The sequence below is a fragment of the Mesorhizobium sp. M0800 genome (assembly GCF_040320095.1).
Classification (GTDB): domain Bacteria; phylum Pseudomonadota; class Alphaproteobacteria; order Rhizobiales; family Rhizobiaceae; genus Mesorhizobium.
Genome location: NZ_JAMYOZ010000008.1, coordinates 144,132 through 157,380, shown reverse-complemented (window position 1 = coordinate 157,380; position 13,249 = coordinate 144,132). Strand labels below are relative to the sequence as shown.

Here is a 13,249-nt window from a genome sequence, read left to right as displayed (position 1 = left end):
CGCGACTCATTGCACCCGGCTCGTCAGGCGGGCTCATTGGGTATGATCGAGCACGACCTTGCCGAAGGGAGAGCCGTGTTCAAGGTACCGAAAGGCTTCGGCGGCCCGGCTCCATGGCACGACCCGGTCGATCACCGGTCTCAACCGGTTGACGACAATGGCGCGGTTCATCGCCTCGAAGGATTCGCGTGAGCCCACCGGTATGCCTCGCGCCCGGACCTGCCGGCGGAAGATGTCGAGCGGGTTGATGGCGCCGTCACTGCCGCCGAGATAGCCGATGACGTTGATCTGGGCGCCGCGCGCCGCTGCCCTCAGCGATTGTGCAAAACTCTGCGGTCCGCCAACCTCGACGATATGGTCGGCGCCGCGGCCATCCGTCAATCCCAGCACGGCCGATGCCCAATCGGGGACGCTGCGATAGTTCACGCCATCCTGCGCGCCAAGTTGCCTTGCCCGCGCAAGCTTCTCGTCGCTGCTCGACGTCACGATGACGCGCGCCCCGGCAGCGGCGGCGAACTGCACCGCAAACAGCGAAACGCCGCCGGTGCCGAGGCAAAGCACGGTGTCGCCGGGTTTGACGCTGCCCTCCGTAAACAGCGCGTGCCATGCCGTCACGCCGGCGCATGGCAGCGTCGCCGCTTCGAGGTCGCTCAGATTGGCCGGCGCCAGCACCGCCGCCTGTTCGTCGAGCCGGGCAAATTCGCTGAGCAGCCCGTCGATCGGGCCGCCACGTTGATAGGATGGCTCGGCCATGGCGAAACTGCCGCCGACCCAGCGCTGCCAGAACGTGCCGCAGACCCGGTCGCCGATCTTGAACCGGCTGACCTCGGCGCCGATGGCAACGACTTCGCCGACGCCGTCCGACAGCGGCACCAGCGGCAATGCAAACTTCGTGTGATAGCTGCCGCGAACGATCTCGGCATCGCGGTAGTTCAGCGCCGTCGCCTTGACCTTCACAATCATCTCCTGGCGCCCTGGCTCAGGCATCGGCCGCTCGACCATTCTGAGGTTCTCGAGGCCGCCCGGGCTCTGCAATTCGATCGCCTTCATCGTCGTTCCTTTCCAGCTGGGTCCTGCCAGAGGAAAATCGCTTGCCATCCATCGGATTTCAAATTCATAATGTTCAGGATAATTATGCTTCTATGACATGTTCGGGTGTGTCGTGCTTGAAGAACTGAAAACACTGGCCCTCTTTGCCGAGGAGGGTTCGATTCAGAAGGTGGCGCAACGCCTGCCATTGACGCAGCCGGCCGTCACCCGCCAGATCCAGCGGCTGGAGGAGATGCTCGGCACGGAATTGCTCGACCGCCGGCTAAAGCCGTCGCGACTGACCCCGGCCGGCGTAGAGGTGCTGGCACGCGGCAAGGAAATTCTCGCCGCCGTCGCCGCGCTGAGATCATTCGCCAAGGGCGACGAGCCGGAGGGCCTGCTGCGGCTCGGCCTCGCGCATGGACTTTGCGACAAAGCCGTGGCCGCCGCCATTGGTGATGCCGTGGCCCGGTTTCCGAAGGTCTCGCTGCGTCTGAAGAGCGGCTGGAGCCTTGAGTTGGCCGACCAGCACAAGCGCGGACAGCTTGACCTCGCCGTCATACTGGACGGCAGCAATTCCAAAGCTGGCGACGGCGTTGTCGGAACCGAGGCCCTCGGCGTCATCGCTGCCGAAAGCACTGTCCGGCAAGCCGACGTCAAGACCATGCCCTGGATCCTCAGCCCTGAGCCTTGCGACGCGCGCCGGCGGCTGGCGGCTGCCCTGGCCGAGGGCGGCCACAGGTTGATGGTCGGCGCCGAGATTCAGGACAGCGCGCTGCAGATCGACTGGGTTCGTCGAGGCCAAGGCCTTGGCCTGCTGCCCAGGCGGCTGCTGCGGGAAAAGCTGCCGGAGGGCGTTGCCCTGGTCGACGCAGATCTCGATCTGTCGTTGAGAATTGTCGTCCTGCGTTCGCCGCACCTGCATCTTTTGAGAGAGGTCGCCGACGCAGTGACCGAGGCCGTCACCGCGACTGTCAGGACGGACTGAGGCCGCCACGCCGCGCTGCCGGGCCAGCTTCGTTCCCGCTTCATCGGAAGGCGCTCCTTGCCTCTGCTGGCGATTTGTGGTCTTGGAGGCGCCAAATTGCCCTTTGCGGCGATCATCTCATTTCCGGATCACCTCACCATGGCCAAGATCAATGGCAACGAAATCCGTCCCGGCAACGTCATCGAGCACGATGGCGGCCTTTGGGTGGCGGTCAGGACCAACACCGTCAAGCCCGGCAAGGGCGGCGCCTACAACCAGGTCGAACTCAAGAACCTGATCAACGGCACCAAGCTCAACGAGCGCTTCCGTTCGGCCGAGACGGTCGAGCAGATCCGGCTCGATCTGAAGGATTTTTCTTTCCTCTACGAGCAGGGCGACGCGCTGGTGTTCATGGACACCGAAAGCTACGAGCAGCTCGAATTGCAAAAGGAGTTCGTCGGCGATCGCGCCGCCTTCCTGCAGGACGGCATGATGGTGACGGTCCAGCTCTATGACGAAAGGCCGATCGGCATTTCGCTGCCCGACCAGGTGACGCTGACCATCACCGAGGCCGACCCGGTGGTGAGGGGCCAGACGGCAGCCTCGTCCTACAAGCCGGCGATACTCGAAAACGGCATCCGCGTGCTGGTGCCGCCGTTCATCGGCTCGGGCGAGCGCATCATCGTCGATACCAACGAAATCACTTATGTGCGCCGCGCCGACTAAGGCGTGATCCCAAAGAGTTGCAGACTTTTTGGATAAGATGATGCGTCAAGGCAAATAGGCGCAGCGACAGGAAGAACAGCAATGGCGCGTTCCGCGATCCTCAATGTCATGGTCCAGGCCGCAATGAAGGCCGGCCGCTCGCTGTCGCGTGACTTCGGCGAAGTGCAGAACCTGCAGGTCTCGATGAAGGGGCCGGGCGACTATGTCAGCCAGGCCGACCGCAAGGCCGAAGACATCGTCTTTGCCGAACTCTCCAAGGCGCGGCCCGGCTACGCCTTCCTGATGGAGGAACGCGGCGTGATCGAGGGCGACGACGGCCAGCACCGCTGGATCGTCGACCCGCTCGACGGCACCACCAATTTCCTGCACGGCATTCCGCTCTTTGCCGTTTCGATCGCGCTGGAGCGCCAGGGCCAGATCGTCGCCGGCGTCGTCTACAATCCGGCGATGGATGAGCTCTATACCGCCGAGCGCGGCGGCGGCGCTTTCATGAACGACCGCCGGCTGCGCGTCGCCGGCCGCACCAAGCTGGTCGATGCGGTGATCGGCTGCGGCATGCCGCATCTCGGGCGTGGCCAGCACGGCAATTTCCTCATCGAGTTGCGCAATGTCATGGCCGAGGTCTCTGGCGTCCGCCGTCTCGGCTCCGCCTCGCTCGATCTCGCCTACGTCGCCGCCGGCCGCATGGACGGGTTCTGGGAAACCGGCCTGTCGGCCTGGGATGTCGCCGCCGGCATTTTGCTGATCCGCGAGGCGGGCGGTTTCGTCTCCGATTTCGCCGGGGGACAGGATGTGCTGAACGCCGGTTCACTCGTCGCCGGCAACGAACTCATCCAGCGCGCGCTGTTGAAGACTATCAAAAGGCCACTCTCAGCCGGCTGATAGAGGCACGCCGCGCTGAACCGCCGCAGTCGCAAAACCGCAACCAAAGCTTGAAATACTGTCCCGCGGCCGCCCAGATAAGGTGGCGCAGGATCATCGATGACGACCAGCCGGCCCCAACCCCAGAGCGAACTCTCCCAGCTCGACATTCCCTTTATGGGGCGCTGGCATTACTCGCGCGCCGAGATCATCGCCGACGGCATTGTCCACGCCGTGGGCATCGTGCTGGCGATCGCTGCCGGCTCGACGCTGCTGGCACTGGCCGCCTATCGAACCGGCCCCGGCGAATACGTCGCCGCCGCCTTCTATGTAGTCTCGCTGCTCACCGTGCTGTCGGTTTCGCTGGCCTACAATGTCTGGCCGGTGTCGTCGCCGGCAAAATGGATATTGCGGCGCTTCGACCATGCCGCGATCTATCTGCTGATCGCTGCCACCTACACGCCTTTCCTGGCCCAACTCGGCGGCTCGCCGCTGGCCGTTTCCATGATCGTCCTGGTCTGGACCGCCGCGGCGGTCGGCATCGCCATCAAGGTCTTTCTTCCCGGCCGTTTCGACCGGCTGGCGATCGTCTTCTACCTAGCCATCGGCTGGAGCGGTATCGTTCTGGTGGAGCCGCTCGTGCGGACGCTGCCGGCGACTTCGATCGCGCTCATCGTTGCCGGCGGCATCGTCTACTCCTGTGGCGTGATCTTCTTCGCCTGGAAGGGCCTGCGTTTCCACAATGCGCTGTGGCATGGCTTTGTCGTCACCGGCGCCGGCCTGCATCTGGCCGCCATGGTCGACTGCCTGGTCATCAACCGGCTTTGACCTCCGGTCGCGGACAGTGGCAATATTGCCAAGCGCCATTCAATTTCGTCACAATTCCGTTTAGAGTCGCAAACACAAATTGATCGGCGGCGACGGCATCGGAAACGGGGCACGGATGACTCTTCTCAGATCCTTCGGCATGGGCAGGCGCTCCGACGTTCTGATCTACGACCCGCACAAATTGTCGAGCCCGCAGGTGTTTCTGCTGACCATGGTGATCTTTCTGTTCATCGTGGCCTTCATCGCCGCCATCCTGACCCGCCAGATCTCGACCGCCTTCGTCACCAATCCCGGCCTCAACGGCCTGATCATCGGCGTGCTGGCGGTCGGCATCCTGCTGGCCTTCGTCCAGGTCGGCCGGCTGTTCCGCGAGGTGCGCTGGGTCAACTCGTTCCGCGCCGGTTCCGAAACCACCGAACCGGTGCTGCTGGCGCCGATGAAGGCGATGATCGGCCGCTCCTCGACGATCGCTTTCTCGACCAGTTCGATGCGCACCATGCTGGATTCAATCGCCACCCGGCTCGACGAAAGCCGCGACACGTCGCGCTACCTTGTCGGACTGCTGGTGTTCCTCGGCCTGCTCGGCACCTTCTGGGGCCTGCTCAACACGATCGGCTCGATTCGCGAAACCATCGAGTCGCTCGATCCCGGCACCGGCGATGCCGCGGCCGTGCTCGAATCCCTGAAGCAAGGGCTTTCCGCTCCGTTGGCCGGCATGGGCACCGCCTTCTCGTCCTCGCTGTTCGGCCTCTCCGGCTCGCTGGTGCTCGGCTTCCTCGACCTGCAGGCCGGCCGCGCCCAGACGCGCTTCTATACCGAACTCGAAAACTGGCTGTCCTCGGTCACCGACCTGTCCTCCGACATCGTCGTTGCCGACGCGGCCAAGACCGAACCCTCCGAGGAAATCCGGCTGTTGTCGGAAAAGCTGCGCACCCTGCAGGAGAATGGCGGCGGCTCCAATCCGCGCGTCGCCACCGCCATGGCCAATCTCGCCGACGGCATTTCCGGCCTGGTCAAGAACATGCGCTCGGAACAGCAGATCATGCGCGACTGGGTCGAGGCCCAGTCCGACGAGCAGAAGGCGATGCGCAACACCCTGGAGAAGATCGCCGACGCCTTGAAGAAGCCTGGAGTGCATTGACGTGGCGTTGGCACGAGGCCGGCGCTCCGACCGCCGCATCGATTACTGGCCGGGCTTCGTCGATGCGCTGTCGACGCTGCTGTTGGCGATCATGTTCCTGCTCACGGTTTTCGTGCTGGCGCAGTTCCTGCTCGGCCGCGAGATCTCCGGCAAGGACACGGTGCTCAACCGCCTCAATTCGCAGATCAACGAGTTGACCCAGCTTCTGGCGCTGGAGCGCTCGACGACGCAGGACAAGGAGGACACCCTTGCCAATTTGCAGGCGTCGCTGTCCGCGTCGGAGGCGGAAAAGAGCCGGCTCGAGCAATTGCTGGCGCAAGGCGCCGGTGCCGGCGATGCCGCCAACCAGCGCGCGACGGCACTTTCCGGCGAGCTCGACAGCCAGCGCCAGATCAGCCAGCAGGCGCTGAGCCAGGTCGAGATCCTCAACCAGCAGATTTCGGCGCTGCGCAGGCAGATCGCAGCGCTCGAACAAGCGCTCGACGTGTCCGAAACGCGCGACCGCGAATCCAACACGAAGATCGCCGATCTCGGCCGCCGCCTCAACGTCGCACTGGCGCAACGCGTGCAGGAGCTAAACCGCTACCGCTCCGATTTCTTCGGCCGCTTGCGTGAAATTCTTGCCGACCGCGAGAACATCCGCATCGTCGGCGACCGCTTCGTCTTCCAGTCGGAAGTGCTTTTCCCGACCGGCTCCGAGGTGATCAACGATGCCGGCAAGGTCGAGATGAAGAAGCTCGCCGATGCCATCATCGAATTGCAAAAGGAAATCCCGCCGGAGATCAACTGGGTGCTGCGCGTCGACGGCCACACCGACAACAAGCCGCTCTCCGGCACCGGCCGCTACCGCGACAATTGGGAATTGTCGACGGCGCGCTCGACATCGGTAGTCAAGTTCCTGATCGAGAACGGCGTGCCGGCCAACCGGCTGGTCGCGGCCGGCTTCGGCGAATTCCAGCCGCTCGACCCCGCCGATACCGAAGAGGCGCGCAACAAGAACCGCCGCATCGAGTTGAAGCTGACCGAGCGGTGATCTGCAAGCCTTTGGCTTGTATCATGCGCCAGGTCGAGCCGGCTCAAGTCGGCGGCATTTAGGGCACTGGTGCGGCAGCGGCAAGAGCTGAAAAAATTACCTTTTTTTAATTACACTTTGCCGCCATGGCCTTTTAGCCTTGGTCATGGGCCGAGAACCGCCGGCGGTGAAACCGCTCATCGCGACGCGACGGAACCTGACGGCCCGCGGCCGGAAGGCAAGACCCTCCCAACCACCGCCTTCCCCAGTAAAGGAGACGCAACCATGCGCTTCTTCGCTCCCACGAATCTCAGGACTGCTACGCTCGCCACACTTCTCCTCGCCGTTCCGTTTGCTGGCGCTCACGCCGGCCCGCGTGCGACGGCCTTGATCAATCAGATCCAGAGCGTGGAGACGGGTATCCAGGGCGCCATCCGGGCGAACAAGCTCGACCCGGGCGAGGCACGTGACTTGCGCACGCAGGTCGCTCAACTCGATCGGGCCGCCCAGAGGGCCGCACGCGATGGAACGATGCCGAGCACGCAATATCAGCAGTTGCTGGCGCAGCTCGACGATGTCAGCCAAAAGCTGCGCGCTGACACCGGCAGTGCCTTCCTCATCGGCAACGGCGCCGATGGCGGATATTATCCGAACGGCTATGGCCCAACTCATCCAAACCGCTGAGATCATCCATTGCAGCGCCGCACTCTGATCTTGCGCACGATCCCTTGATTTTGCGCATGATCCGGCCTTGCGCCGCATGGTGATATTGATCACGCTCGCCGCCGCTTCCGCAAGATGCCTTTCGGCAGTTGCGGCCCACAGTCATGCATCGGTCGCAGACGGTCTTCAGGGGTTGCCAACACTTTTGCATTGGTATCTTTTCCCGCCGTCAAATCAGCGGAACCCACAATGTCCTTTCAAAAACTCGACGACCTCGGCCACAAGCTCGAAGCGCTGGAACACGCCCTCGCTATCCTCGGCGCCGACGAGGCGACCCATATGGCGGTCGGCGGCGGCGAGAAGCGCGCAGAGGCAATGTCGGCGCTTGCCGGCATGCACCATGCCCGGGCGACTGCGCCGGAGATTGCCGACTGGATCGCGGCGGCCGAGCAGGAAGCGCTGAACGAAGAGCAGCAGGCCGCGGTCAGGGAATTCCGCCGGCAATACACCAACCTGACCTGCCTGCCGGTCGAGGTCGTCGAGCGCCAGACGACCGCGCGCATGCGCTCCGAGCAGCTCTGGCGCGACCTGCGCGCCAAGAACGACTGGGCGGGTTTCCTACCGGCGCTCGAAGGCGTCGTGGCGCTGGTCCGCGAGGAGGCGGCCCTTCGCGCCGAGGTGCTCGGGCTCGAGCCTTACGACGCGCTGATGGAGCAATATGATCCGGGCAATCGCACCGCCGACATCACGCCTGTGTTTGCCGAGTTGAAGACCTTCCTGAAAGGTTTCGTGCCGGAGGCACTGGCCGTGCAGGAAGAGCGGCTGGCGAAACATCCGCTGAAGCCGCTTTCCGGCAGCTACCCCTTGGACAAGCAGCGCGAGCTCGGCCTCGCCATGATGGCGGCAGTCGGCTTCGACCTCACCCACGGCTCGCTGTCGGTTTCGCACCATCCCTTCTGCGGCGGCGTGCCGAGCGACGTGCGCATCACCACCCGCTACAAGACCTCGGATTTCCTGTCGGCGCTGATGGGCGTGCTGCACGAGACCGGCCATGCGCTGTACGAGCAGAACCTGCCGAAGGCGTGGGCGCACTGGCCTCTGGGCAGAGCGCGCGGCATGGCGGCGCATGAAAGCCAGAGCCTGTTCGTCGAAAAGCAGATCGGCCGCAATCCAGAATTCTGGCGCTGGGCGCTGCCGGTGGTCGAAAGACACCTCGGCGAGAGCTGGACGATCGACGACATCCTGCCGCATGTACACCGGGTCGAGCGCGGCCTGATCCGCGTCGATGCCGACGAGGTCACCTATCCGCTGCACGTCATCCTGCGCTACGAGCTGGAGCAGGAGCTTGTCTCGGGACGGCTGGAAGCAGCCGACCTGCCCGAAGCCTGGGATGCCAAGATGCGCGATTATCTCGGCCTGTCGACATCAGACAATCCGGCTGACGGTCCGATGCAGGACGTCCACTGGCCGGGTGCCGCCTTCGGCTATTTCCCCTCCTACACGCTGGGCGCCATGATGGCGGCGCAGCAATGGGCGGCGCTGACCAGGGATCATCCTTCAGCCGACGAAGACCTCGCCAAGGGAGATTTCGCCGCGATCAACGACTGGCGCCGCAAAAGGATCTGGTCGCAAGGCTCGCGCTGGTCGACGGCGGAACTGCTCGAACGCGCCACCGGCGAAAAGCTCGATGCCGTGCATTTCACCGATCACCTGAAGAAGCGATACGGGAACTGAGCCGCTTCGTCTATTCCAGGTTCTTGCCGCGGTGACTGCAGAAATCCGCGAAACTGGCCTTTACTTTGGTGGGAAAGCCTCTGAAAAAGGAGTTCTTCCAAGTTGGGCGAGCGTAGATGTCTGTCTGTTACAGTTTTCATAGGATGAAGTCTTTCTGGCCCCGCTTGGTATTTTTCATCTTATTGATCGGCCTGAGTTCTCCGGCCATGTCCGACGACATGGTTCTCAAGGGTCCGGCAGAAAGCTGGGTAAAGCAGCTTGATATTCCGGCTGCCGATCCCACCCGATCGGATCAAATCAAGAATGGCGTTTCATGGCTGCTCTCGGACGACCAGATCAAGCATCGCGCCGGCGGCTATGTCGAGTACTCGCGCACCGTCTATAAGATCGTCGACCGTCCCGGCCTGGATCGTGGCGCGAGTATCGATCTGCAGTTCGATCCGTCCCGGCACAAGGTCACGCTCAACCATCTTCACATCATCCGCGATGGTGCCGTTTTGGACCGGCTGGAAGGCGTCGAATTCGACATCTTCCGCAGGGAAAGAGACGCCGAGAAAGGCGTCTTCGACGGCTGGCTGACAGCACATGTCAACATCGATGACGTGCGTGCCGGCGACATCGTCGATTACGGGTCGACCTACGAAGTAACACCGCTGGTCGGCAAGGACCTTTTCTTCAAGAATTTCTCCACCGAATGGGAAGAGCCGGTAGCGATTATCCGCACAAGCATCATTTGGCCTTCGGGCCAGCCGCTCCAGATCAAGACAAGGGGAACCCGACTCAAGCCTTCAATCTCCCCGACTGGGCCGGACACCACCTATCTATGGGAAATTCCAAACCCGAAACCGGTCAATGTCGAGGATAACCTGCCCGTGACCTATCCAGGCTGGGGCTCCATCGATGTCGCGTCTACCGCGAATTGGCAAAGTGTGGTCGATGCCGTTGCGCCCTATTACAAGCCAGCGACCGTTTTTCCCCCGGCTTTTGCCGCGAAGCTCGACGACATCGCTCTGCGGCATCCGGTGCCCGAAGACCGGATGGTCGAGGCAATGCGGTTGGTGCAGGACCAGATCCGCTATGTAAGCCTGTCGATGGGTGCCGGTTCCTACGTTCCGCGTGATCCCGCGACGGTCATCCTGAGCGGGTTTGGTGACTGCAAGGACAAGGCCCTGCTGCTGGTTTCGTCGCTTGTGCGGCTTGGCATTGCTGCCGAGGTTGCCTTGGCCGATCTCGACGAGGGACGGGTCCTGGACCAGCATCTGCCCGCGCTTCGCGATTTCGACCATGCCATCGTCAAGGCAAGGATCGGAGCAAAGACATATTGGCTGGACGCCACGAACTATCTTCAGGGCGGCAGGGCGCACAATCTCGCACAGCCGGACTACGGCTTCGCGCTGCCGCTTTCCAGCACCGGCGGGTTGGAGAAGATGCCGAGCCCTGTGCTTAGCAGCCCATCGATCCAGATCGCCGAGGAATTCGACTTTCCGCGGAAACCGGGCGATCCCCTCGTGCTGACGGTCTTCTCGACATATGAGGACGCCGATGCCGATTGGATGCGCGGCAATTTCGCCAGCAGGTCGCTGAGCGAGGTGTCGGACGCCTACCTGAAATACTACAACAAGCAATATCCGGGCATCCAAACCATCGCCAAGCCGGAAATCGTGGATCGGCGCGACGGCAACATAGTGAGCGTGAAGGAAAGTTATCGCTTGCCGGCGGAGGCGCTGACGGCCAACGATCTGGCAAAGAATTTCCCGATCCGCGCGGCCGATCTCGGCAACAACTCTCTTCCAACCCCGACAATCGTCGACCGAACCGGGCCCGTCTCCCTCGGCCCCCAGTTCTACCGCCGCCACAAGGTGACCGTGCGCAACCTCAAGGCGAGGTTTTCCGGCGAGTCGATGAAAAACGTCGTGACGCCCTATCTGTCTCTCAAGGCATCCTGGTCCAACACGCCCACCGAATTTCAAGTTGAATGGAACTTTCAGACGCTGGCGACTGAAGTACCGGCCAAGGCGATTGCCGATTATCTGAAAACCGTCGATGACCTCGCAGACCAGGTTCGCTGGCAGTACGATTTTACCTATGAAGAGCCGCCTGCCGATGTGCAGCTCAGCGATCCGGCAAAGGAGCAGCGACAGACCGTCGCCAGCATGCTTTTGTTATCGTTGCTTGTCGGCGTTCCCCTGTTCATCGCCTATCGACGAGGCAAACGCCGAGCTTTCGGTAGCTGAAGAATCTCGGCCGCCGCTGGGTACCATGATCCCGAAAAGTGGATGCCGGTTTTCGGAAAAGATCATGGTCAAACAAGAAGATGGAGCCTCATCCCGATTTCATCGGGATGGAGCCATGCTACTCGGCCGCACCCCTGAAAGCATTCGCCCCGGTATCGAACTGCAGCTTGGCCAGCCGCGCATAGATGCCGCCCTTGGCGACCAGGCTCTGATGCGTGCCTTCCTCGACGATGCGGCCGCCATCCATGACCAGGATGCGATCGGCCTTCAGCACGGTTGCTAGCCGATGGGCGATGACGATCGTGGTGCGGCCCTTCATCAGCCGGTCCAGCGCCGTCTGCACCAACGTCTCGCTTTCGGCATCTAGCGCCGAGGTCGCCTCGTCGAGCAGCAGGATGGGCGCATCGCGCAAAATGGCGCGGGCGATCGCCACGCGCTGGCGCTGGCCGCCCGACAGCGTCACGCCGCGCTCGCCGACCTGGCTGTCATAGCCCTTTTCGAGTTTCAGGATGAACTCGTCGGCAAGCGCGTCCTTCGCCGCCGCCTCGATCTCGGCCTGGCTGGCGCCAGGCCGGCCAAAGCCGATATTGTCGCGCGCGCTCGCGGCAAAGATGGTGACGTCCTGCGGCACGATGGCGATGCGCGCGCGGATCGCCGCCGGATCGGCCTCGCGCAGATCGACCCCGTCGATGATGATCCTGCCGGCCTCCGGATCGTAGAAACGCAGAAGCAGCGAAAACACGGTGCTCTTGCCGGCGCCGGATGGCCCGACGATCGCCACCGTCTCACCGGGTTTGACCTGAAAGCTCAGGCCATGGACGGCGGCGCGGTCGGGCCGGGCCGGATAGGAGAAGGAGACATCGTCGAAGCTGATCGCACCTCTCGCCTTTGCCGGCAGCGGCTTCGGTTCGGCGGGCGCCTGGATCGCGGGTTTCTCGGCCAGGATCTCGGTCAGCCGTTCGGCAGCGCCCGCTGCCTGGGACAGTTCGCCCCAGACCTCCGACAGGGCGCCGAGCGCGCCGGCGGCGAACACCGAATAGAGCAGGAATTGACCGAGCGTGCCCGGCGACAGCGTGCCGTCGAGCACGTCGCGCGAACCGAACCACAGCACCGCCACGACCGAGGAAAAGATCATGAAGATGGCGAAGAAGGTGAGAAAGGAGCGGGCAAAGATCGAGGCCCGCGCCGCTTCGAACGCTGCTTCCACTGCGGATGAAAAATACCCGGTTACAAGCTTCTCGTTGGTGAAGGCCTGCAGGGTGCGCACCGCGCCGATCTGCTCGCTGGCGTAGGCGGTGGCATTGGCCAGAGTATCCTGCGCCAGCCGTGACTTGCGCCGCACCGAGCGGCCGAAGGCGACCAGCGGCAGCACGATTAGCGGAATGGCCGCGATGACCAAGCCGGACAGTTTTGGGCTGGTGAAGACCATCATCGCCACGGCGCCCAGGCCGAGGATGACGTTGCGCAAAGCCACCGAGGTGGTGGCACCGACGGCCGATTTGACCTGTGTCGTGTCGGCGGCGAGCCGCGAGACGATCTCGCCCGACTGGGCCGTGTCGAAAAAGGATGGCGACAGTGTTGTGACGTGGGCAAAGACATCGCGGCGGATATCGGCAACGACGCGCTCGCCGAGCGTGATGACGAAATAGTAGCGGCTGGCCGACGCCGCCGCCAGAACGGCGGCCATCACCACCAGCATGGCGAAATATTCGGCAATGAAGCTGGAATCGGAAGCGGAAAAACCGTGGTCGATCATCCGCCGCACGGCCAGCGGCAGCGCCAGCGTCGTCGCCGCCGCGACGGCCAGTGAGACGATCGCGCCGATGACCATTTTGCGGTAATGCGTGATGTAGGGAAACAGGCGCTGCAGCGGCTTCAGCGAGCGCCTGCGCTCGTCTGCATCGCCGCTGATGTTCGCCATGACCGTTTCCTTTGGCCCTTTGAGGCTTGCGCCATCAATATGCGCTTGCCGCGGCCTTGTGATTCAATTCCGGCTGATGTATAGGCTCGCCGACCGTTTTAGAAGCCGTGGCTCCTCAATAGCTGCGGCTTCG

General features: G+C 63.0%; 11 protein-coding genes. 9 read left to right on the top strand and 2 right to left on the bottom strand.

All coding sequences use genetic code 11. From position 1 onward, the window contains the following. Positions 1-33: 33 nt before the first annotated feature. Positions 34-1,050, bottom strand: a complete 1,017-nt coding sequence (locus NKI18_RS13275) for a zinc-dependent alcohol dehydrogenase family protein (RefSeq protein WP_352617979.1) — start codon at positions 1,048-1,050, stop codon at positions 34-36. A gap of 112 nt (positions 1,051-1,162) precedes the next feature. Here NKI18_RS13275 and NKI18_RS13270 point away from each other — a divergent pair, with 112 nt between their 5' ends. The 9 genes from NKI18_RS13270 (at position 1,163) to NKI18_RS13230 (ending at position 11,195) form a co-directional block, all read left to right on the top strand. Next, on the top strand, positions 1,163-2,017 hold the full coding sequence (locus tag NKI18_RS13270; RefSeq protein WP_352617981.1) for a LysR family transcriptional regulator: 855 nt from the start codon (positions 1,163-1,165) through the stop codon (positions 2,015-2,017). A gap of 138 nt (positions 2,018-2,155) precedes the next feature. Continuing rightward, positions 2,156-2,722 (top strand): elongation factor P, encoded by a 567-nt coding sequence (gene efp / locus NKI18_RS13265; protein WP_023678016.1) that lies wholly within the window; start codon positions 2,156-2,158, stop codon positions 2,720-2,722. An 81-nt stretch (positions 2,723-2,803) separates the two neighbouring features. Then, on the top strand, positions 2,804-3,604 hold the full coding sequence (locus NKI18_RS13260) for an inositol monophosphatase family protein (RefSeq protein ID WP_023678017.1): 801 nt from the start codon (positions 2,804-2,806) through the stop codon (positions 3,602-3,604). Positions 3,605-3,703: 99 nt separating this feature from the next. Next, the gene (gene trhA, locus NKI18_RS13255) at positions 3,704-4,411 is read left to right on the top strand and encodes a PAQR family membrane homeostasis protein TrhA (RefSeq protein ID WP_352617985.1); all 708 of its coding nucleotides are present in this window, start codon (positions 3,704-3,706) and stop codon (positions 4,409-4,411) included. Positions 4,412-4,526: 115 nt separating this feature from the next. After that, positions 4,527-5,552: a MotA/TolQ/ExbB proton channel family protein gene (locus NKI18_RS13250; protein WP_023678019.1), complete on the top strand. Its 1,026-nt coding sequence runs from the start codon at positions 4,527-4,529 to the stop codon at positions 5,550-5,552. Between the two features lies 1 nt (position 5,553). Next, positions 5,554-6,585 (top strand): peptidoglycan -binding protein, encoded by a 1,032-nt coding sequence (locus NKI18_RS13245; protein WP_023678020.1) that lies wholly within the window; start codon positions 5,554-5,556, stop codon positions 6,583-6,585. Between the two features lie 264 nt (positions 6,586-6,849). After that, the gene (locus NKI18_RS13240) at positions 6,850-7,248 is read left to right on the top strand and encodes a hypothetical protein (protein ID WP_352617988.1); all 399 of its coding nucleotides are present in this window, start codon (positions 6,850-6,852) and stop codon (positions 7,246-7,248) included. A gap of 228 nt (positions 7,249-7,476) precedes the next feature. After that, positions 7,477-8,961 (top strand): carboxypeptidase M32, encoded by a 1,485-nt coding sequence (locus NKI18_RS13235; protein ID WP_352617991.1) that lies wholly within the window; start codon positions 7,477-7,479, stop codon positions 8,959-8,961. A 206-nt stretch (positions 8,962-9,167) separates the two neighbouring features. Further along, positions 9,168-11,195, top strand: coding sequence for a DUF3857 domain-containing protein (locus tag NKI18_RS13230; RefSeq protein WP_352617994.1), 2,028 nt, complete (start codon positions 9,168-9,170; stop codon positions 11,193-11,195). Positions 11,196-11,313: 118 nt separating this feature from the next. On the opposite strand, the gene NKI18_RS13225 is transcribed toward NKI18_RS13230, so the two are convergent. Continuing rightward, positions 11,314-13,116: an ABC transporter transmembrane domain-containing protein gene (locus NKI18_RS13225; RefSeq protein ID WP_352617996.1), complete on the bottom strand. Its 1,803-nt coding sequence runs from the start codon at positions 13,114-13,116 to the stop codon at positions 11,314-11,316. Between the last annotated feature and the right edge of the window lie 133 nt (positions 13,117-13,249).